Source organism: Methylomonas methanica, assembly GCF_001644035.1.
Taxonomy (GTDB): domain Bacteria; phylum Pseudomonadota; class Gammaproteobacteria; order Methylococcales; family Methylomonadaceae; genus Methylomonas; species Methylomonas methanica_A.
The window spans coordinates 46,674-68,497 of the sequence record NZ_LUUG01000045.1 but is presented as its reverse complement, the minus strand read 5'-3'; the positions used below and the strand labels follow the sequence as shown (position 1 = coordinate 68,497).

The 21,824-nt window shown below is 52.3% G+C and carries 17 protein-coding genes; 5 read left to right on the top strand and 12 right to left on the bottom strand.

Translation table 11 applies throughout. The features are described from left to right. Window positions 1-42 precede the first annotated feature (42 nt). The 4 genes from A1332_RS03240 to A1332_RS03225 are packed head-to-tail and all read left to right on the top strand — an operon-like array spanning window position 43 to window position 4,215. Window positions 43-1,023 carry a nucleotidyltransferase gene (locus A1332_RS03240; RefSeq protein WP_064007154.1) on the top strand — a complete coding sequence of 327 codons (981 nt, stop codon included), beginning with the start codon at window positions 43-45 and terminating at the stop codon, window positions 1,021-1,023. Continuing rightward, complete coding sequence (locus tag A1332_RS03235) at window positions 1,020-2,648, top strand: HesA/MoeB/ThiF family protein (RefSeq protein WP_064007131.1); 1,629 nt, start codon at window positions 1,020-1,022, stop codon at window positions 2,646-2,648. The genes A1332_RS03240 and A1332_RS03235 overlap by 4 nt, the downstream gene beginning before the upstream one ends. Then, window positions 2,633-3,130: a Mov34/MPN/PAD-1 family protein gene (locus tag A1332_RS24605; protein ID WP_082879508.1), complete on the top strand. Its 498-nt coding sequence runs from the start codon at window positions 2,633-2,635 to the stop codon at window positions 3,128-3,130. The genes A1332_RS03235 and A1332_RS24605 overlap by 16 nt, the downstream gene beginning before the upstream one ends. Continuing rightward, entirely contained in the window at window positions 3,127-4,215 is a 1,089-nt protein-coding gene (locus A1332_RS03225) for an SAVED domain-containing protein (protein ID WP_082879507.1), read from the top strand. The genes A1332_RS24605 and A1332_RS03225 overlap by 4 nt, the downstream gene beginning before the upstream one ends. 1 nt (window position 4,216) lies before the next feature. On the opposite strand, the gene A1332_RS03220 is transcribed toward A1332_RS03225, so the two are convergent. The 5 genes from A1332_RS03220 to hsdR form a co-directional block, all read right to left on the bottom strand. Further along, window positions 4,217-6,154 carry an ATP-binding protein gene (locus A1332_RS03220; RefSeq protein WP_064007128.1) on the bottom strand — a complete coding sequence of 646 codons (1,938 nt, stop codon included), beginning with the start codon at window positions 6,152-6,154 and terminating at the stop codon, window positions 4,217-4,219. Next, window positions 6,147-7,313 (bottom strand): restriction endonuclease subunit S, encoded by a 1,167-nt coding sequence (locus A1332_RS03215; RefSeq protein ID WP_064007127.1) that lies wholly within the window; start codon window positions 7,311-7,313, stop codon window positions 6,147-6,149. The genes A1332_RS03220 and A1332_RS03215 overlap by 8 nt, the downstream gene beginning before the upstream one ends. After that, window positions 7,310-8,482: a PDDEXK nuclease domain-containing protein gene (locus tag A1332_RS03210; protein ID WP_064007126.1), complete on the bottom strand. Its 1,173-nt coding sequence runs from the start codon at window positions 8,480-8,482 to the stop codon at window positions 7,310-7,312. The genes A1332_RS03215 and A1332_RS03210 overlap by 4 nt, the downstream gene beginning before the upstream one ends. Window positions 8,483-8,600: 118 nt before the next feature. Continuing rightward, window positions 8,601-10,379 carry an HsdM family class I SAM-dependent methyltransferase gene (locus tag A1332_RS03205; protein WP_064007125.1) on the bottom strand — a complete coding sequence of 593 codons (1,779 nt, stop codon included), beginning with the start codon at window positions 10,377-10,379 and terminating at the stop codon, window positions 8,601-8,603. Between the two features lie 15 nt (window positions 10,380-10,394). Beyond that, window positions 10,395-12,809, bottom strand: a complete 2,415-nt coding sequence (gene hsdR, locus A1332_RS03200; RefSeq protein WP_064007124.1) for an EcoAI/FtnUII family type I restriction enzme subunit R — start codon at window positions 12,807-12,809, stop codon at window positions 10,395-10,397. A gap of 214 nt (window positions 12,810-13,023) precedes the next feature. Here hsdR and A1332_RS03195 point away from each other — a divergent pair, with 214 nt between their 5' ends. Beyond that, window positions 13,024-13,296, top strand: a complete 273-nt coding sequence (locus tag A1332_RS03195; protein WP_064007123.1) for an HU family DNA-binding protein — start codon at window positions 13,024-13,026, stop codon at window positions 13,294-13,296. Window positions 13,297-13,308: 12 nt separating this feature from the next. On the opposite strand, the gene traN is transcribed toward A1332_RS03195, so the two are convergent. The 7 genes from traN to A1332_RS03160 are packed head-to-tail and all read right to left on the bottom strand — an operon-like array spanning window position 13,309 to window position 21,824. Next, window positions 13,309-16,086: a conjugal transfer mating pair stabilization protein TraN gene (traN, locus tag A1332_RS03190; RefSeq protein WP_064007122.1), complete on the bottom strand. Its 2,778-nt coding sequence runs from the start codon at window positions 16,084-16,086 to the stop codon at window positions 13,309-13,311. Window positions 16,087-16,090: 4 nt separating this feature from the next. Then, on the bottom strand, window positions 16,091-17,122 hold the full coding sequence (locus A1332_RS03185; RefSeq protein WP_064007121.1) for a TraU family protein: 1,032 nt from the start codon (window positions 17,120-17,122) through the stop codon (window positions 16,091-16,093). Continuing rightward, complete coding sequence (locus A1332_RS03180; protein ID WP_064007120.1) at window positions 17,119-18,249, bottom strand: TrbC family F-type conjugative pilus assembly protein; 1,131 nt, start codon at window positions 18,247-18,249, stop codon at window positions 17,119-17,121. Before A1332_RS03180 ends, A1332_RS03185 begins: the two co-directional genes overlap by 4 nt. Before the next feature lie 55 nt (window positions 18,250-18,304). Beyond that, window positions 18,305-18,844 carry a signal peptidase I gene (lepB, locus tag A1332_RS03175; protein ID WP_064007153.1) on the bottom strand — a complete coding sequence of 180 codons (540 nt, stop codon included), beginning with the start codon at window positions 18,842-18,844 and terminating at the stop codon, window positions 18,305-18,307. A gap of 4 nt (window positions 18,845-18,848) precedes the next feature. Then, window positions 18,849-19,166, bottom strand: coding sequence for a hypothetical protein (locus tag A1332_RS03170; protein WP_064007119.1), 318 nt, complete (start codon window positions 19,164-19,166; stop codon window positions 18,849-18,851). After that, the gene (traC, locus tag A1332_RS03165; protein WP_064007118.1) at window positions 19,156-21,570 is read right to left on the bottom strand and encodes a type IV secretion system protein TraC; all 2,415 of its coding nucleotides are present in this window, start codon (window positions 21,568-21,570) and stop codon (window positions 19,156-19,158) included. Before traC ends, A1332_RS03170 begins: the two co-directional genes overlap by 11 nt. Further along, complete coding sequence (locus A1332_RS03160) at window positions 21,567-21,824, bottom strand: RRXRR domain-containing protein (RefSeq protein ID WP_064007117.1); 258 nt, start codon at window positions 21,822-21,824, stop codon at window positions 21,567-21,569. The genes traC and A1332_RS03160 overlap by 4 nt, the downstream gene beginning before the upstream one ends.

Sequence of the window (21,824 nt, the reverse complement as noted above, 5' to 3'; positions counted from 1 at the left end):
GCATATCTAGCCCCCATGATCCGTTTTTTAAGGAGGGCAAAGATGGCTCATGCACAAAACCAGTTTGAAAATTTTCATAGCGAGATCCTGCTTGGTTATGACGAAAGTTCTGTTTTACGTGATCGACGTGAAACTTTGCTGAATGATTTAAAAAACAATATCAGCAAAGATGCCCCTAAATACGATACTTTTAATCAGGGCAGTTATGCCTTATATACGGGTATCACTCCCATTGCCGGCGATCCCGATATGGACATTGGGGTGATTTTCGAATGCGCTCCTGAAGATTACCCTGATCCGCTGACTTTAAAAAAATATGTTAGAGACGCTCTAACTCGTCACAATCGTACTGTCAAAATTCGTCGCCCTTGCGTCACTGTTACCTATTTCAAGGATGGAGAGGCTACGCATCATATTGACTTGGCTGTTTACAGTGTAAATGGCAATGGCCAAACCCAGCTTGCCCGCTGCAGAGAAACTGATGCAAAGGAAGATCGGGTATGGGAACCATCCGAAGCTCGCGAGCTTACAAGCAAAATTACTGATCAGTTTAAAGATAACGATCGTAAACAATTTCGCCGAGTGGTTCGTGCTTTAAAACGCTGGCGCGACAATAAAATTGGTCACAAAAATGTTCCTAGCATTGGTTTAACTGTAGCTGCTTATCACTGGTTCACGCCCACATACGACAGTGTTGATGGTAAGCATATCGATTTAATTGCGATGCGGAATTTGATTAACCAGATGCTTGCTCGGTGGGGATTTTCTCGTTTAACTGTAAAGTTACCAGTAGCTCCTGATTGCGACCTTTTCGAGCGGATGACCGATACCCAAATGAAGGATTTCAAAGAACGATTGGAAACTTTACGAAATGCTTTGAACGAAGCTGAAAGCCAGCCAGACACTCATGAAGCATGTAAAATTTTGCAAAAGCAGTTTGGAGATGATTTTCCAGTACCTGAAAAAGCGAGCACTACTAAAAAGACTTCATCGGGTGTGAGCGTTTCGGGCAGATCGGCTTGACATCGGAGCAGAAACAATTTACTGACAGTATTGCGTGCGCTTTGGCTGAGCTTGGCGCAACGCAAATTAACTTCAGGCTTTCTAATTCTCAGCCGGTTTGGCAGTTTGAATTATCAGATGGCGATTATGTTTGGCCGCTAGAATTATGTCCGGCCGGTTGGGATTTTTGTCGTCTGCCTTCAGTAAACTGGTTAACCAGTTTGCCAGTTTGGGGATGGCCTCATATAAGCGGCAGTGGTGATGTTTGCGTTAGTGATCGGGAGGGACTGGACTATGACCCTAGCGACATCACGGGGGTACTAAGCTGGCTGTTAGCCGAGGTCAAAAGATTGCTGCGTGAAATTCACGGAATGTCGAACTGTGAACGTCTCTCACTGTTTGCCGATGAACTTGAGGGCTATCTAAAAAATCTGGGTGCCCGATTTGCCCAGCTCGATGAGCAATTTGCAGCAAATCAATCGGTCTACGCTGAAGTCCATAATCAAAAATTGGGGCTTAAGACCGTCCCTGTCCTTCGTCGAGTGAATGCAGGTTCAACTGCTTTGGTTAACTGCCAGCAGGTTCGTATTGGTTTACTCGATGTTTCCATTAATCAACTACCACCTCTCAGATCAGAGCTCAATGCCAATTGGTGGCTGCATTTTTTGAGTTGTCTTGATGAATCGCAACATGTGATTGCTACCTCACCAAAACATCGAGGACTTGTCCTTCGCGTGGCTAACAACTATGGCCACGCGTTGTTAACACTGTATTGGGGGAACCGAGGTAACAAGAAACCATGGGGAGCCACTGTCTATATTTTGCAACGACAAGATCGCGATTATCTGATTCGCCGGACTGGTGGAACAGTTCTTGACCGTCATGTATTGGTCGCGGGAGTCGGCGCTATTGGTTCTCGAGTCGCTGAACATTTGGTACTGGCCGGCGTTTCCAAACTTACGTTGGTAGATCAAGACATGTTTACTGCTGATAATCTTGGCCGCCACGTTCTTGGCAAAGACGCAATCTCAAAGAAGAAAGTTGAGTCCTTAGCAAGTTTCTTGGCAGAACGCATGCCAGGCATCGATATTGTCCCGGAAGCTACGGATATACAACGACTGCTCGCTAAGGGTATTCCCGCCAATGTAGACACAATCGTATTGGCAACCGGGAATGCCCCTCTTGAGCGAGCAATTGTACGCCAGGCATATCAAGAGCATTGGAGCATGCTTATTGTCTCTACCAGTGTTGAGGCAGTTGGACTTGGCGGACACGTGATAGCCATGCGCCCAGGTACTGCTGGCTGTTTGGACTGTCTCTATATTGATCCGGAAACACAACAACCAATACCAAGTATGCGAACAGCTTTAATCAAGCCTGGACAGGTTGTGACCCGACAGTTGACGGGCTGCGGGGCTTTCACGCCATACACAGCCATTGATGCAACGCGCACAGCGTTAATCGCCGCTGAACATGTCATAAACCAAATGCTTGGTTATTCCCGTTGGGTGGGCGATACGACGCAGGCCAATAATGCCAATATTAGCCCCTCAGACACCTACTGGGCGCTGAGGTCTCAGCGTATTTCTACATTCCTGTCGTCATCAGATTTCACACACCCGGAGTGCCCATGTTGCAGCGTTTGAGTACAGGGCATATTGTTTGGCGTCTTGACGAAAGTTGTTCAGGCTCGTTGTCCCCGAAACTGATCGCTCTGCTGTCTAAATGGGCTCAGCGCTCATTTTGGTCGAGAGAAGCTGGGGGGCTATTGTTGGGATTTGTCGACAACGAAACGGAAGGCTTATTGGGCGAATTCGCGACGACCCCAGGCCGAGGAGATCGCCGTAGCCGCACCAGTTTTTATCGAGGACTACGCCATCAACAAGAAGCAATTGAATGGAATCGCGTTACTGACGGACGGGGCACCCAGCTTGGATTGTGGCATACGCATCCTGAACTTGACCCAACGCCTTCACAAACTGATTTAGAAGATTGTCGTAATGTTTTGGTGACCGGTAAATTCGCTGTTGATGGAATCCTTTATTTGATTGTTGGCATGCGCAGTATAGGTTGTTGGTTTGCCAAATCCGGTTCCCCTTTAGTTTTGCTTGGATATTTCACCCCATGAATAAAATAATCCACCGCCTTTTAGATTTATTGGAATTGTATTTTCGTAGATCCCCTGCCGGTAAACTGGTTGGAACCGGCGCACTCTTAATGGCAGCAGGCTCCACTTTTGATGTAAAACTAAACTTCGGTGCGCGTGCTTCGGAACAAGAGTATGTTGAAGGCCAATTTGCTACCGCTGATACGGAATGGTGGATCAGCGCTGGTTGTTTGGCTATCGGTACAGTACTGATAGCAATTGGTTTATGGTTTTCGTGGCATCTTTTCCAGGATCAACGACGCAAACGAGTTATTGCTATTGAGCTACGCGGTTTGACGCAATCGGTTGATACCCCCCTTGAATCAGCAATCCCGCGCCGTGTGTTGGGGGCGCGTCATACACTGTTAATCGATGTTCGAAATCAAATTGACGGTACTAAAAACCAGCGACAAGCAGCGATTGATTTAGTAAATCTTTTACCGCAACAACTCAAACTTGCAAAAGATGGGCGCGATCGAAATGACCTTGCTGTTTATGCGTGCGGGCTCGCGCCAGTACCTGTTTTGTTTCTAGCCGGCACATTGCTTGCTTCGGAAAGTGTAATCAATTGGATGGACTGGGATCGTAAAGAATTGCGCTGGATTTCACCGAACGATGGAGCTGATGTCGGTGAATTAGCGCCTGTGGATTTTTCATCTGTCAACGGCGACGAGATAGTCTGCGCCATGTCCATTTCATATCCAATTGACAGGAACGAATTGACTGTATCGTTTCCTAAATTGCCGATTGTTGAGTTGAAATTAGACGGCGCCTATCCAGGCCGAGTTATTAGCGAAGCCTCGATTCAAAACATCATGCAGCAATTTATGCAGGCTATTGCGGCGCTGCAAGGAATGGGGGTTCGCAAAATCCACTTGGCCCTGGCTGCGCCTAGCGTACTAACGATGCGATTAGGAAGTTGTTATGCCCCACGGAATATGCCAGTAATGATCGTTTACCAATATCAACGCGCACAAACCGAAAATCCTTATGCTTGGGGAATTGAGATGCCAAATTCGGATCGGTTTTCAGGTTTGTTGGTAGAACAGAATCGTGGGTTAAGTTAAGTCATTCTGACGGAATATTGTTTTGATAGGGCTTGCCAAGAACGCGTTCCAACAAACTATCAGTTGGCATCTCGCCATATCTGCTTTTTAGACGATCTCGAAGTTTCATTAATCGCAAATTTGCAGTTCCAACCAACTGGCTGAACGTGGTCGCTCTTACGCGACCATATTCACCTCGAATTGAATCGCTAACCTTCTTGTCTGTTGCTAGACCTTTGGAAATAGTTTCACCAACCACCCAGGCGCAAATATACGGTGAGCCAATGATGAATCCAGAGTTTACAATGTCTTGCACATAGGCATCGGCTTGATTTACCTCGGTTCGAGTTATCGGGAATCCGCCTTTTTTAAGCTCAATAAGCAAAATATTTTGTATGCGAGAAACAGTTGGGTCAGCGATATCGAATGCTTCGATCCCTGTTAACTCGATAGTGGTTTTGTCCGGTAATACGACAATATCTGGTCGTTTTCTGGGATTATCGAACTCTGCGACCGTGTTTTTAAAAAGTTCTCTGGCCACTTTTTGCAGACTTACGTTTGAGCAATACTCTTCCGATTCGAATTCTGGTCCAAACAGCCAGCGTGAGCGAAGTACCAACGGATGTAATGTATGCAGTTCATCGGTATTTGGATCGCCTGAAATTCTTCTGATTGTCTCAATAACGCTTAAACGACTGTCTATTTCATCGAGAACTCGTAGCGCGTCTTTAACTGACCACTCGTCGAGCAGTCGGTCGAGGCTATCAATGTCATCGGCCGGCAGAGCCGAAAGTTTTTGCAGTAGCGCCGCGCCACTCTTGGTTTTTTCCAGGTTAATGACAGCATTCACGGCTGTGGCGAGAAAGTCCGGGGATACCGTTGGATGGGCTTGAGCGATCGCTTTGGTAAATTCAGTGACTTCATATTGAGCTCCTCTACCTAAACCGGCAAGTTCCAGTCGATTTTCAGTAAGGGCATCTTCCAAGGATTCTTCAATAACTTCAGCGGCAATGGATGCTGCCACTTCAATAATGCATGCAGTGGTCTTTTTGAACAGCTCATGTACTCGTTCACTTTTCTTGAAGCTGGTCCAATCCGGTTCCACTTCGCTTTCGAATCCGTGAGTATCGACAATCACCTTGTAGCGTCGCGCGAAACGGGTGCGGCCATCAAAACTATGGATTTGGCCAACTGTCCAGGATGGGGTGCCGACCAGCCGATGCTTCACCCAAAATGCAACGCCTTGATGAACTGAAGAATGATTTACACAGGTGGAGTCGATAACGATCACCGTAGCCGTATTGCCACCGCCAAAATCAATCTCAGTTCTGCTGGCGATACCCTCAATGTTCTGCATGGGGCGAACAATGCCATTAACGCGAATTTCGAACTCAGGATCGTGAATAAATCTTGCGGCAAGTACAGTCAAGATTTCTTCAGGGTCGGGTAGATGTCGTTCAACTCGGACGATAAGGCGGGTGCCGCTGCCGTTACGGCTTCCTGCTTCTTTGTTGCGTAACACAAAAGGGCTTGGACCGGATTCCGTGCCGACAAGAAAAGTACTTAAGGCTCCGTCCCGCCAAGTCTCAACTTGGTATTCATCGCCAAAACAGAGCAAACCATGTCGTCCAACGCCGTTACGACCATAGGCTTTACGTTGGCGAGCAGAACGACCAGCCGGAAATTCAACATCCTCACCTTGATGTTTTAGACGGTCATAACGCAATGTCATCCAGCGTTTACTGAATTGCGCCGCAGTCATGCCGTGACCATCATCCTGTACCGTCAAGTTATCTCCGACTTTTTCCGGTATTTGTATGTCAACACGCGATGCGCCGGCATCCCAGGAATTGGCAACCAATTCAGTGAGCGCGACTTGCGGCACATGGGCAACTGAACCAAGTTCTCGGAGAAGATAATCCTCTTCAAATAGCGAATTTTGTAAGGAGTCATCAGCCATGTTGGTGGCCCTCTGATGAAAATATGCGTTCTAACGTTGCTGGAATGAGCGCTTGGTTGGCTTCGCGGATTGCGTTGTGAGATGTTTTTAGTTGTTGAACACGCCGATGCATTTCGCGGATTTTTAACTGTGTCGGCATTGGCGGAACAGGCATTTCGTAGTTCAAAAATGCTGATGGTTGCAGCCTGCGACGACGGACATTAGTGCCACCGCTTATTCCTGCCAGTTCTGGCCAAACCGAGGGCGTACGAAAGTAAATGTCGATTATCTCCGGCAAAACGACGTCGGTATCAATAGTGAACACCGGAAATTCAGGGGATACCACCATGCCGTCGCAAGCTTCGGGAACGACACCTAGTGCGCCTTCCCATGCCATGAGTTTGGGGTAAATAAAGTCGCCAGTCTTTACGGTGGATAGTCGCGGATAGGCAAACTCGCTTCCGGCTTTATTGACACTGGCAAACACGCCGCGCCCGAACGAATATACCCCGGCGAATTGATAATTTTCTAGTTGATCTACTATGACGTCAGCTTGTCGTAACGATACCAGTTCCGACATTTTGCGTTTGGTAATGCCTGTTTCGGAGGGTGAAAAAATATAGTTGCGAATCAATGCTTCGGCATCGGTTTCCATTGCATCCAGATGTTCATTGACTTGCCGTACTTTTTCCGCCAATTGATCCAGGCGGGCGACGATGCGTTGTTGTTCGTCAATTTTAGGCAGCGGAATATTCAGGCTCAAAAACTGAGCTGGCGATACCGATTCACGTCGCGCGCCCATGCCTTTGGCTTTCCCTTGTAGCTGTGTCCAAACTGCTTCCCTTTTGCAATACCAATCGAGGTAACGAGTATCGAGCCGATCCGGATTCGCTCTAAAAGTTGGAAATACCGGCGATAAAAACCACCCATCAAATTCTTCTGGGATTCGAGCAATAGCGCCTTCCCAGGCCTTGGGCGAACTGATAACAAAATCCCCAGCATTCAAACGGTGAAAGCGTTTATAGGTTGTATCCAGCGGAGAAATCGGTTTTCGTTTGAATAGGCCTCTTGCAAAACCGTAAACGCCGGCAAGATTGACCGTTTCCAGTTCAGCACTTTCAACAGCATCAATTTGGGTATGTAATACTTCTCCAAGTTCGACTGTTGGCCACCGACTCATGCCTCACCCTCATTTTTCGAACCCAACAACCGCCGCGCTTCCAATTCAATCCGCGACCGCTCCAATTCCTCCGCCAACAGCTTTTCATTCGGCAGCACGGTTTGATATTCCGCGGCCAGTACCTTGTTCGGCAGGTTGTCCAAGGCGTAATGGGCTTCCGCCGCGCCTTTGGCGGCGCATAGAATCAGACCCACCGGCGGGTTTTCGCCGGGTTTCATCCAGTGTTCGCGGGCATAATTCAGGTATAGGTGCATCTGGCCGGCGTCGGCATAGCTGAACTTGCCGACCTTAAGGTCGATCACCACCAGACATTTCAGGCGGCGATGGAAAAACAGCAAGTCGATGCGAAACCAGGTATCGTCGAGCCGCAAGCGGCGCTGGCGACCGACAAAGGCAAAGTCGTCGCCCAATTCCAGCAGAAAATCGGCCAAATGCTGGATCAGCGCGTCTTCGAGATCGGATTCCGAGTATTGGTCTTTCAGGTTGAGAAATTCCAGCACGAACGGATCCTTGATAGCTTGTTCCGGCGTGATGGCGTCATCCGGTTCGGCGTGTTCCGCTTGCGCCAACATCGCCACTTTGTTTTTGGATAACGCCGTGCGTTCGTAAAATTGGCTGTTGATCTGCCGATCCAGTTGCCGCACCGTCCAGCCGCAACGCAGGGCTTCGGTTTCGTAGAAGCCGCGCGCTTCTGGTTTTTTGACCGAAAGCAAGCGCACGTAAGCCGACCAGGGCAGCGGGAAGGCTTCGGCCAAATTTGAGAGCGTGAGTAATTGTCCAGACGCTGTCTGGACAATTGGTGTAGGGGAAGATTCTGCAGACATTGTCTGCGGTTTTTGGGAAGAAATGCCAGACACTGTCTGGCGAATCTTATCCATCGGCCAGGTCAGATAGAACGCCCGCATTTGCTGGAGGTTTTGACGACTAAACCCCCGGCCAAAACGATTGCTTAAATCCAATGCCAACCGCTGAATCAACGCCTCGCCATACGCGGCGCGATCTTCGCCACCTTGTTCGAATTCGACGATGCGGCGGCCAATTTCCCAGTAACTGGCGGTCATTAAGGCGTTGACGCTACGGGCGGCGGCGCGGCGAGCATTTTCCAGCAGTTGGACGATGTCGGTATGAATGTCGCCGTAGGCAATAGGCAAATCGTTGGTTTCGCTCATAGCGCCACCTCATGTTTTAAAGTCTCGACTCGGGACGCTGGAGCGTCTGTGACTGGGTTACCACGCGGAACGTGGGAACCATGGAATTGAGATTTCCGAGACAGTGTTTCGGAAATGTTCATTGTTCCACCTCATGTACCAAAGTCTCGATCTCACCCAATAAGCGCATGACCTCGGATTCGTGGCTGCGCATGCTGGCAATCAGGTCTTTGGGATCGGCATGTTCAAGGCCTGCTTTGGCGTGGGGATTCTTTTGATCGAGATTATAAATCGGCCAGTACAGCGCATCGCCTTCGCTTTGCGCGGTTTTGGCGGCGGTTTCGTGGGCTTGTTGTTTGCCTTTCAGGTCGCGAAGCTGGCTTTGCAATGCGGCTTTGTCACCGTTGCCGGCGGCGGACACGGCTTGTTCCAGTTCGCGAATCTGTTTGCCCAAGGCCAGCGCTGCTGAGCGTTCGCTTTCGGCGCGTTGCCAGTGCGGTTCTGCGGCGGCCAAGGCTGCCGCACGTTTGCCGGCAAAATCGACTTTCCAGGCTTGCGGGGTTTCCTCGCGGTTGTGCCACCAGTTTAAGGCAGGTTCCAGCTCTTCGAATTGCAAGGATGCGGTTTTGCTGTATTTCTTGCGGCCTTCCGGTAGCGGTTGTTCGTAATACCAGATGGTTTCGGTGGGGCCGCCACGCTCGAAAAACAGCAGATTGGCCGGAATATCGGTATAGGGCGCGAATACGCCTTGCGGCAGGCGGACGATGGTATGCAGGTTGAATTCTTTGAGCAGTTCTTCCTTGATGGTGGCGCAAACGCCATCGCCAAATAAAGTGCCGTTGGGCACAACCACGGCGGCACGACCGCCGCGTTCGGCGCCGAAGCCCGCATAACGCAATTTGCGCATGATGAACTGCAGGAACAACAAAGCGGTTTCGGCGGTTTGCATGTTGGCCGGGAAATTGGCTTTGATGCCGGCTTCCTCCTCGCCGCCGAACGGCGGGTTGGTGAGGATGACATCGACGCGTTCGCTATGGCCAATTTCAGTGACGCGGCGTTCCAGAGTATTGCCGTAAGCAATTTGCGGGGCTTCCAAACCGTGCAATAGCAAGTTCATCTGCACCAGCATATAGGGCAGGGGCTTGGCCTCCTGACCGAACAGGCTTTCGCGCTGGAGGGCACGACGGTCGTCAGGCGTAGCAACTTGCTGAAGCAAGTGGTCGTAGGCTTCGACCAGAAAACCGCCGGTACCGCAAGCCGGGTCGAGTACGGTTTCGCCGAGTTTGGGGTCGGAAACCAGAACCATGAAGCGTACTACCGGGCGCGGGGTGTAGAATTCGCCGGAATCGCCAGCCGCATCGCGCATTTCCCGCAGCATCGATTCGTACAGATGCGACAGAGTATGAATTTCCTCGCTGCTGTTGAAGTGAATGCCGTTGATCTTGTTGATGATGTCGCGCAGCAAAAAACCGCTGACCATGCGGTTTTGCACGCCTTTGAATACGTTGGCGATAACTTCGCGCTGGCTGCCTTTTTCGCCTTCGCCAGCCAAGCCGCGCAGATAGGCAAACAAGCCTTTGCCGCGTTGTCCGTCGGGACGGATGGTTTCGTCCTGGTTGATGAAAGACAATAACTCCTCGCCGGTGACGCCGTCTTCCCGTGCGGCCCAATCCCGCCAGCGGTAAGGTGATTCGACGATGCCTTGATAGCGTTTGCCGTCCAGCTCGGCTTCCTGTTCGTGGAGTAGTTCAAGATCGTCGAGGAATTTCAGAAACATCACCCAGGTGAGCAGCGGTAGTCTGTCGACATCGCCGTTCAAGCCTTTGTCTTTTCGCAGGATGTCGCGCGCCGATTTGATCAATGCGGACAGTTGTTGTGCGGTGGTTAATACGGGTTTGGTTTTTTTAGGTTTGACCATGCAAAGAATGAATAATTATTGGTAGATGGCGGACTGTAATTGCGACACAGCCGCTTTCAGGCCCTGAATGCCGCCGAAATGGCGGTTGGCGATTTCCGTGGGGGTGCCGTATTGTTCGAACGGCTGGACTTTCATCAATTCCGACAAGGCATTGAATTGGCTAATGCCTCGCTCGATGTATTTATCCAGCATCAGCGCGAGGATTTCTCGGGCCGTTTCGCTGTGCTGGCTGAACAGATTCTGAGCCGATTTGCGGGCTTGCTCGGCACGTTGCCGGCGGGTCAACAAAGGCGCATTCCAAGCCAGATTGCAAAGCAAATCGAAGGGATCGGCATCCGGCAAGTCGGACGATGCGGCGAGTTCTTCGAAGCTGATGCCGCGTTCGGTGAGTTCGCGTAGCAAGTCGCTACGGGTATCCGGGTTGGCCCAGTCGCGCTGGAATTCTTGACTGCCGGGATACATCGAACGCACAGCACGGCCTGAATATTCGGTGTAGCGCACGACTTGCAGTTTCTTGCCGTCGGTATCAAGATCGTAGACCAGATGGCCGATGACTTCGACCGTGCCGCCATCGACGTAGAATTTACGCGGCTCCTGCGGCGGATCGGTGATGATTTCACCTTCGCCGTCAGTAGGGTTGTCATCGTCCGGTTGGTATTCGCCGGGTGTTTCCTGGACTTCGTCCTCGATGATCTCGACTAAAGTATCGACAATTTCGCCTTCTTCATCGATGGTGACTTCTTCGATACGCGCCGGATCGCCGTCAAAGTCAGGATCGGCGAAATGCCGTGTCGCCGTGCCGGTGAAATCGATGATGTTGAAATATTCCTTGCCGTAATCAACCTTCAGGCGCGTGCCGCGACCGACGATTTGCTTGAATTCCGAGCGCGAACCGACGACACGAGCTAACACCACGTTTTTCACCATTTCGGCATCGACGCCGGTGGTGAGCAGTTGCGAGGTAGTCAGTATGGCGGGCGTGGGTTTGTCGACATCCTGGAAATGAGCCAGATGGGTCAGGCCGATGGCGCCTTCGTCGGCGGTAACCCGGCAGACATAATCGGGATATTGTTTGACCAGGTCGCTATTCAGATTGAGCAGTTCTTGACGCATTTCCGAGGCGTGTTCCTGATCGACGCAAAACACCAAGGTTTTAGCAAAGCGATCGGTACCTTTCAAAAAATCGGTGAGATGCTTGGCCATGGCACGGGTGCGCGCCCGCAAAGCAATCACGCGTTCGAAATCCTTGGTTTGATATTCATCATCCGGTACCGGGCGACCGTAACGATCCAGTTCATCTTTGGAAGGTCGCCAACCCGCGGCATCGACGGTGGTAATCACACGATGCACCCGATAAGGCGCCAGAAATCCGTCTTCGATGCCTTGACGCAGGCTGTAGGTGTAGACGGGGTTGCCGAAATACTCGTAGCTATCGCGCGAGTCTTCTCGTAGCGGTGTTGCCGTCATGCCGACCTGGATCGCCGGTTGGAAATAATCCAGCACCGCCCGCCAACTGCTGTCATTTCGGCTGGAGCCGCGATGGCACTCATCGATGATGATCAAATCGAAAAAGTCTGGACGGTACTGACGAAAAACATCGCTATAAGGATTGGTCAGTGCCTGGTAAATACCAAAATACATTTCCCGGCCCTGACTGACATCGTTGCCGGAAATTTTGAAGCGGGCATCGCCGAACGGGGCAAACATCTTGGCCATCGGATCGTCGACCAGAATGTTGCGGTCGGCGAGAAACAGAATTTTGGGTCGTCGATATTCGCCGGTTCTGTTCCAGCGGCTATTCCACAACTTCCAACACAGTTGAAAGGCCACGCAGGTTTTACCCGTGCCGGTGGCCATGGTAGTCAGGATGCGTTTTTGTCCGAGTAAAATCGCTTCGATGATGCGGTTGATGGCAATGACCTGATAGTAACGGGGAATCTTGCCCGACACCAAATTAAACGGTTCCAACAATTGGTTACTGGCTGTTTCAGACAGCGAAGAGGAGGCGGTTAGGCGGTGCCAGAGTTCAGCGGGACTTGGGTATTGATCAATTACACGTTCAGTACCTGTCGTGTAATCGATTTCAATAATTTGCCGACCATTGGAGGCATAAGCGAATTTAAGCCCAAGAATTTCGGCATATTCGCGCGCTTGTTGTGCGCCGGTTTCGGCAGGAAAGGCGATGCTTTTGACTTCGACGACGGCGAGCGGAAAATCGCGCCGGTAATACAACAGATAATCGGCACGTTTCTGTTGGCCGCGACGTACTTTGCCGCCGGTGACAAAGATCCGGCCATTGGTGAAGGTACGTTGTTCGCCGATTGAATGGGGAGAGACTGACCAACCGGCTTGAACCAATTTTGGGGTAACAAACTCGCGACTGGTATCGGCCTCGGTCATGATCATATCGCGTTTGTTATCCCTATCCATCCAGTTCTTTCCTGATCAAATGCCTAGCGGTTATTATGCAGTATCAATAAATGATGGAATGTTAGCAGCTAAGGGGCTTAACGCATAAGTATTAACTATTTTGGTGCATAGCTAGTCAGCAATTTTTGGCCACAATCATTTTAAGTAATATCATTCAATCTCGTAGATCAAACGTCCATACAAGCAGTTTTTATTAACAAGGGAAATAACATATATGAACAAATCGGAACTCATCGACGCCATCGCCAGCCATGCTAACCTGACTAAAGCCGACGCCGGTCGCGCATTGGATGGCCTTACCCAATCCATTCAATCCGCACTTAAAGCGGGCGATTCCGTGGCGTTAGTTGGCTTCGGTACGTTTGAAGTGAAAGAGCGCGCCGAGCGTTCTGGCCGCAACCCGCAAACCGGCGAAGCCATTACGATTGCCGCCGCCAAATTGCCATCCTTCAAAGCCGGCAAAGGCCTGAAAGACGCGGTTCAGTAAGTTTTAGACCGCTCATTGCGACCCCATACCCCAGCCCTCCAGTTCCGACTGCCGTTTGACCGTGGGTACATCCAAATCGGTCATCCGGCCTTGAGTACGGGTTAAGGTGTCTTGGCGGCCGCTGGAGACTGCGCCGTATTTCTGCGGATTGAGTCGGCTGCCTGTGCCGGTGAGTTGATCCAGATTCAGCATGGACGCCGCATTGGCGGCGGTCGGCAAATGCCCCGTCTGCGCCAGAATCGCCAACCATTCGTCCAGATTGACCTGGGTCCAATCCACGCGGTCCAGGTCAGCGACTTTGATGCCGGTACAACTCGGACTTTCTGGCGTGCCGAAATCCATGCCCAACTGCGGTTTGATTTGTTCGTTGAGGATGCGCGCTAGCGGCGAGTTGTAGCAACAGTAACTTTCCTTGCGCACCCAACACACGCCAGCTACCTTGCTCTCGCAATAGGTGCCGAGGTCCGTGCAGACTTTCAGTTGTTTCTTGGCTGCGAGTTCGTACTCCGGTTCTTCGCAGGAGTAGACTATTTGGATAATCATAATGATGATCATCACCACCGTATAAGCCGTCATCAAGGTACTGAGCAACTCGCCTGCGACTGCGGCACCGCCGCCCAATTCGACGCCTCCGGATTCCGCAGCTGGCGTTAAATTGCCAGCCGAATCGAAGGCTGCCTGGCCGCCGGCACTGAATAGTGCGTTACCGGCGGCTTCGCCAAAGGTTTGGCCGATCCATTCCGCTACCGACTTCATTAATTCGCCTTTCAGCGAGTCGAGTAAACCTTGCGAGGCAATATCGCTGGTACTGAGCATGTCGGTGCCGACCAAGTCATTAACCGTCGAGGCAAAATCCGCCTGAAAACTGTTCCAGGCATCGCCAGCCAACGTGAACGGGGTGCGCATGGTTTCCCAGGCGCCCCGGATAGCGGAGGTGCTGTCCATGGCCATGACGGCACTGTCCATCTGACTGGTGGCGATCAATAAATCAATATAACGGCCCAGCCCCATCGCGCCAGAGGGTGTTTCGCAGCAATCGACCAGGCTGAGTGCACCGCCGACCATTTTACAACTGGCCGGTTTGCCTTGAAATACCTGACAGGTAGTCGGATCCTTTTGCTGCAGATCGGTATTGGCGTAGTCGCAATGCAAGTCCATCGCCATTTGCTGAGCGCTGTTGAGTAAGGCGACCGCCTTGCTGAAATCCTGACTCTGGGTGCGATTCACGGTAATGCAATCTTCCCCCATGCAGCGTATCGGACCAGCGCATTGTTGTTGGGTATTGCTTTGAATGCCGGGAATGCCCACCGTTTGCCCACAGTCGTAGGTATCGACACTGTCCCAGCAGGTGCCGGAGGCCAACACACTGGTACATTGGCTTTTGATGAACGAGCAGCCTTGAGTTTCTAACGACGCACAGGTCTTGTTGGGTATCCCGTTCGCCGGCGGTTCTAAACAGTGGGTGCCGGCGGTGTCGGTCCAACATTGCCCATACTGATTCAAATCGCAATGCCCTGAGGCTTGAATATTCATGCAAGTATTGCGAATCCCAGTCGAACTGGCCACCGGGGCTTGGGCCAAATCCGTGCCGCAGACCATCACCTGCGAAGTCGGGTCGACGTAACAACCCGAAGCGTTGGCAGGATCATTCGTGCAGCTCAATTGGCTGCCGGCCTGGCAAATGCCGTCAGTAATCGCATTGGCTAAGTTTTGGCAATTCGGACCGCTCCAGCTCCATTGGTCCTGGGTGATCAGTTTCGACAAATCATAGCGGAGCCGAATCCTGGAATAACCTTCACCATTACCACCAACCATGGTTTCCTGCTTGAAGACTTTGTTGCCCGTACTGTTGAAGGCATAGGTGACGTCGCGATTGGGATGGTCGACCCAGCTATTGCTGAGCTCACATGAGCCACCCCAGCCGGTGGAGCCGGTGTAAATCAGATTCCCGCCGTAATAGACGCGGGCATGGTCATCGAATTCGACGTCTTCCAGCGTGGCACTGATGATGGCTTCCGGGTGCAGGACGTTGTATGTGACTTCCCAGTTGAATATGCCGCAGTCGGCTGACCAATAGTTATCGCCCACACGCCCGACGTACAAATCCATGCAGCCAGAACCACAGCTGGACATGCCTCCGTTACCGGAGACAAAGCTGAGTAGGGTCTCTACATTGACTTGATGGGTGGCGGTACAACTTTGCGGTACCGTCGGTTGGCGCAGACACAACTGATAGTCGGGGATACGGACCGAATGGCTGGTCTCGGTTTGCGTGGTCACGGTGGTACAGTCCGAAAACGACTGAGCCCAGGGCGTGAAATTGGCAAACACCTGATCGCCGGCATTCCAGACTGCATCGTTGTGTAAATCCGGATGCGACTGGTGGGCGTTGTCAATCAGGGTGCGATAGGCTTCGCCGGTGAAGCTGGTTTCGCCGTTCAAGGCGGTCTGCGCGTTTAACCCCGCCGCCAGTGTGCCGGGGTTGTTGCCATAGAGATCGGCAAAGTCCTGGGCCGTGGTCGTAGCGCTGTTAGTATCCGGAAACAAGGTGCCAATCGATATGGCACTTTCCTGAGCAGTCCCCGGATTCAAGGTCAGCGTGCCGTTGCCGGTATCGATCGGAAAAGCAAAACCGCCGAGGACTTGCTCGCCCAATTGTTGGCCATCACGCCCGGCCGCCTGAATCGCATCCGCCCAGGACACGCCAAACGGTGTCCAGGCCAGCGTGACGCACAGCACCGCTGACAGGATTTGCGTAACAAATGTTTGGGGATCAAAGAATTGTCTCATCGCCTCATAAACCAACGCAGCAATCTTGCCACCTAAATAGGATGTATAGATGATCTTCACCCGGCCCCGGATACGTGCGTCCCGCCCCCCACTTGAAGGTGGTTTCGCCAATGGCGTGATTGGACTCAGTTTCCGCGACCGGATAAAACATCGATAGCCGGTATTGCGACTTGGGGATGAAGGGATAGATATAGCCGCCGCATAAAGCATCGTTGCCAGAGGTTTTCCAGGCCAGCCCGCGTCGATGCAAGGACGCCGTCGCCCGTGTCGCTAATAAGCTGGTGATGCGCGGATCGGTACCGTAACTGGTAGGCGAAATCCCGGATAAAGGATACATATGACCCCAGGCGCCGGCACACCAGAACAAGGCATCCAGCGGATTGCCTGTGGCTGCCGCCGCGGCATCGGCGACACAGGCGGAAATGGCCACCGGATTGGCGAACAACGCCGTTTCCGGACTAGTAAAAAACGCCAATAAATCGTTGTTCCAGGTCGGGTCCAGTTCCGAGACATATAGCAAATCAAAATCCCGGTAGCCGTCACTGTTGCAGCGACCATCCCAGAATAGATCCAGCAGGATGGTCAGCGGAAAGGCGAAATAGTGGTAATTGAAAAATGACATCTCGCTGGCATCGAAGTCGGCCTTGCCGGTGGTGGCGATCAGACGAACGTTCGAGGCACTGAATTTATGGCCTCCCAAAGCCGGCGAGCACCAGGGATTGCGGACGATCTCGATCAGCCTCGCCGGGTTCCAAAGACCCATGGTCATGCCAAGTTTCGGAATCCCCATCGGATCGGTACAGAAACAGAACTTCTCATCAGTCGCGATGCTCGGTACGTTGCCACCGCCCAGCGAAGCTCCCGCCGCCCGAATCGGAAATAAACAGCTCCAGCAAATATCGGTGACCAGCTTGCCAGACCACAGTTCGGCGTCGGAGCACAACGGATCGATGCTATTGGTTGTGGTGTCGGCATAAAGCGGGGTTGCCAGTGTTATCAAGCCTCCCAAAACCCAAGGGAAAACGAATCGTTTCATGACCGCTCTCCCGAAGAGACAGGCAGTTTTCGTTCATGAACAATCAGACGGTTGCCTGATTGTTCGATGAATGACGGCACATGCTGTAACTGAAAACGGCTGCGTACATCCGGTGTCAGTAAATACACCGGTGCCTGCATGGTGTTTTCCAAGTGTTTAAGCTTTTCCCAGCCATCTTGACGCGGCAGAGACGTGGCCAAATACATCACGAGGGCCTTTTTGTCCTGGCAGGATTGATGCTGAATCAGCTCAACTTGAGCTTGCACCGTGGCATCGAACACCATCAGACATAATCCAAACGGCATCTTGTCCAATGGGTTGACGGTTTGTCCGGCACGGATGATCAGCTGTCCATTGGGTACCGTTAAATCTCGCGGCGCGGTAATGGTCAGATCCACGGTCCGATCACGATCGACCTGAGCCGTGGGTAGGTTTTCAAATTTTTGCTGTTCCCAGAATCGAGCGATGGCTTGTCGCTGCTTTTGTTTCCAGTCGATGGCCGCCATCCGGCGTTTGATCTCTTCGAGCAAGTCGATTTCGGCAATCTCGGCAACATCGCCCATAGTTCCCAAATCACCCTGTTTGCCGGCTTTGATCTGCTCGTCCAGCCAGGATAGGCTGCTGACACCTCGAACGTGTAGCCGGGCTTTACCGTCCTGTTCGACGACGATGTCCGGTACCGTCGTCACCGACCAACGTTGAAAACGGGTGGGATCGATGACGACGTTTGGCAGTGGATCTATTCCTTTCAGCAAGCGCTTGAGGTCCGCCATCAAAGCCGGCAGTTTTTGGCCGGGTTTGGGGCCGCGAAACACCAGTAATACATCATCCCGGCCTGCGGCCTCTTCAAAGATGCCTATCAGCGCCGTATCGCCGAGTGAAAACGAGACAAACAGCAGTGTGAGTGGTTTGTTCGAAGGGGGTGTCTGCAGGCCGCCTGCCGATCCTGTCGATAGTGCCTTCGCTCGCATCGCTTGTGAAGCTTCCAAAATTTGTTGCGCCTGGCGTTTCATGTCCAGTTGATCAGTCTGACCGTTCAACCACTCAGGTCGAGGCTGGCCTTCCAAGGCTTGCAAGATGGCTTGAGAACGTTGCAGCCAGGCTTCTTCAGCCTGAACCGTATGCACACTGAACCAGCAGAGAAAACAAACCGCCGATTGACGCCAAGGACGCTGTGACCGATCAAAACAACGCATAGGCTCGTCCAATCACTTGATGGTCGTAGACATAGCCCCAGTAACGCGAATCGAAGCTTTTGTCGGTTTGCCCGGTCACCCAATACGCGGCGGGTGGGATCGTTTCATGGCGGTTAAAACGGGTAGCCGGCTTCTTGAGTTTCTCCGTCAAAGGCAGCCCGTCGATAACTGGTTCACCGTTTATAGTGGTGTGCTGCGGATCGACGTGAATGGTATCGCCCGTGACGCCGGCGGCGATTTTGACAATGATCTGGCCGTCCTTAAAAAAAGGCGCCATGCGCTCGGCCCGGAACGCGATCAAATCGCCGCGCCAGATGTCTTTATTTTGGGTATCGATCAGGTATATCCATTTATCCGGCAGGCAGCGATCGACCTGGTCATCGCCGCCGATCAAAAAGCGTTGGCCGAGGTAACGTTCCACGGCTAACACCAGCAACAAAATCGGTATCGCCTTCAGCAAAAAGAGGCCTAAGCGATGACGAGTGACACCGGGCGACGATGGCGAATGGAACCGGGGTTTATTCATAGGCTTAGCGTCCTGTTTGTCGAACATAGACATCCTCCGGTGCGGCCACCACCGCTGTTGAATCGATCACCAGATAGCCTGCGTCACTGAGCTTTTTGGCTTGACCCTGCCAGTCATCGACGATCTTGGCCATCTGCTCCTGACTGGCATTGGGCGGTATCGATTGAATCAATTTGGCGCGGTCGAGCACGAACACCGGCGTAACCAGATTCAGGCGCGCCATTGGCTGTTGAAGTTGCTGTTGCGCAGCCAGCCAACCGCCCATGCCGCCCAGACAAGCCGCGATTAAAACGGTGCTGAGCCATTGTGATTTAGCGTCCATGATTCAACTCCCGTGATTTAGGCTGGCGACTGTCGATGAGTTGTTGAATGGCATCGCCTAAACTCAGGCCTTGCCGGCGTAGCTGCTTGAGTGCCTGAACATCTTCCGGTTTGGTCGAGAAAAGAATGCGTTTGAACGGATCGACGATCAGTCGGCCTATGCCGGAACCCATCTCGGTGATGAAGAAAATCTCGGAATAGGCGCCGGGCAAGGTATGCACGGTTTTCAGCAGTTCATAGCCGCCGTCCGACAACGGCAAGCGCCGATCTTGCTTCATGCCTTCGATGACTTCGGCTTTTTGACCGAGCAAGTACATATTGGCGGAGTTCTCGACGATGGCTCGCCCTGCGGCATTGCGGTACAAGTCGTTCACCGATTGGGTGATGGTGACTGCAGCACCGCCGTATTTCCGAAACCGCCGGTAGCCGTGCTCCATGAACTTGGCCACATCGCCTTCGGTGAGCAAATCCCAGGCTTCGTCGATGATGACGATCTTGGGCCGGTTGCGTTCGCCCAGATACATTTCCTGCTGGATTTGGTAGATCAGCTGCAGCAACACGACTTGTTGCAGATGTTTGCGCCCCTTGAGTTCCTCCAGTTCCAGTACGGTAAAGTCGCGGGTGAACTTGGCGTTGTTCTTGCCATTGAAGTAGCGACCGTATTCGCCTTTCGTGGTAAACGGAAACAACTGCTCGCCGACATCCTTCAAGCGTTGATCGGTTTCGGCACACAGGCATTTTGCAATGTCGTCGACGGACATGGCCTGAGCCTTTTCGGTCCAGAGTTGCTTCAATATCCGCTTGAGACCGGCGGTTTGAAAGTCGGTCAACTTCTCGGTCGGCGCCGCCATTTGGCTGACCAAGCCGGCCAGCATGTCGGCTTCCGCCTCGAAGTTCTGCACGATCTCGAACGGGTTCATGCAGATGTTTGAGCCATGAGTGAACTTGACGAAATCGCCTTCCAATACTTCGCAGAGGTTTTCGTAAGAGCGGCCGACATCAATCGCCCAGATTTGCGCGCCTTCGGTCAGGTAGCTGACGATGATCTCGTTGGTCAGAAACGATTTGCCTTTACCGGATTCGGCGGCGATGCAGAGGTTGTAATTGCCAGTGGTATCGAACAGCGACACCGCCATGTGCTCGCCGTTACGCGAAACAAAGTTCAAGGTCGGCGTGCCGGTGCCGGCCCAATCGCCAAACAGCGGCAATAGCGGAATGGCATGCCGCGTGGCCAGGGTGCGGTAGCGTTTCAAATCGGCGATCGCCGAACGCTCGGGGCCAAACGGCAAACAGTTGAGGAAAAACGGCAGGCAGAAATACTTGTCTTCTAACAGCTGAAAACCCAACTCCCGAAAATACACCCGAGCATTGGACACCGCTGCGGCTTCTTCCTGTTCGTCGCAAAACAGCAGCACACCGAAATAAGCCCGAATTGGCCGGTCGCCGTCGCGGTAGGCGTCAAACAACACGTCGAAATGGTGTTTGCGTTGCACCAGCACCGGCAAAAACCGGGCAATTGGCGTATTGACTTGGTTGGTGATGAATTGCCGAACACCTTCCTGGTGGGTACGGGTCGATTCAGCGTCCGGATAATGCAGGGTAAAACTGAGCAAGGTGTTTTGACGAATGCCGCGGGTGCCGGACAAAATGTCGCCCAGATAACTCTTGGCGCTGCCGAAGTAAAAATGATCCGGTGTGCGTTTGGCGGATAAGGTCTTAACCCGTTTTTGTCCCAGCCAAATGCCTTTTTCGTCGGTCCGAATCGTATTGTCGAAATCCAGCAATTGATCCCGTATCAATTGGGTAGGATCGCACTCAGGTACCACCCGGTCTTTCCAGCCGGCATCGGTCTGCCAGTTGAGCAACGTGTTGAGGATGCGGACATACTGATCAGCACCCAACACCTCCGGATACAAGCCAATGGTCGACAACGACTGTTGCGTAGCGAGTTGCAATTCGGTTGCCCGGCGGATGTCACTTTCACTGGGCCGGGGATGCCCCATGGGCAATTTCACGGTCACGAAAATGTGACTGCGCCGCAAGCGAGCCCCCGAGATCGATTCCGGCGGTTTGGTGGTGCCTTGTCGCAGAAACTCGATACTGGCTTGAGTCATGGTTTTATAGGTTGGCTTTTGCTGTTTCAAGCGCCGGGTCTGCATGATTGCCAGCGACTCTTCAATATCCGGTGATGTCCAGAGCGACACTTGCAATAGCGTTTCGGTCGGCCAGTCCTGGTTTAGCAACACGTTGACCCGCGCGGAGACGCTGGCATCGGCGCCGGTCAGAGGTCGGCACAGAAAGCCAAAACCAATGCTGCTATCGGCCATCAAAAACAGGTGATGGTCATATTCATAAGCCAGTACCGTGAATAACTGATCGGCACGGGGGCGTTGCGCGGTTGTCATGGGGTCTGATCCTCGAAATACAGGTGTTGCATGGCTTCAGTTTGATGCTCGGCACGCAGGCGAATCGTAAAGGGATGTCGACAAACGCGAACCGCACGCTTTTTGCGTTTCAACTGCCGGGCTCTAGCCGGATGACAGGGGTTGATCGGCTGACCATTGGAGGCTTGGACCTTGACGGTCCGCTTATCCTTCGCCAATGTGCAAGGGCGGCGGTTGCCCGCCGCGTTCTCGGTATCAATAGTTGAACCGGTCAT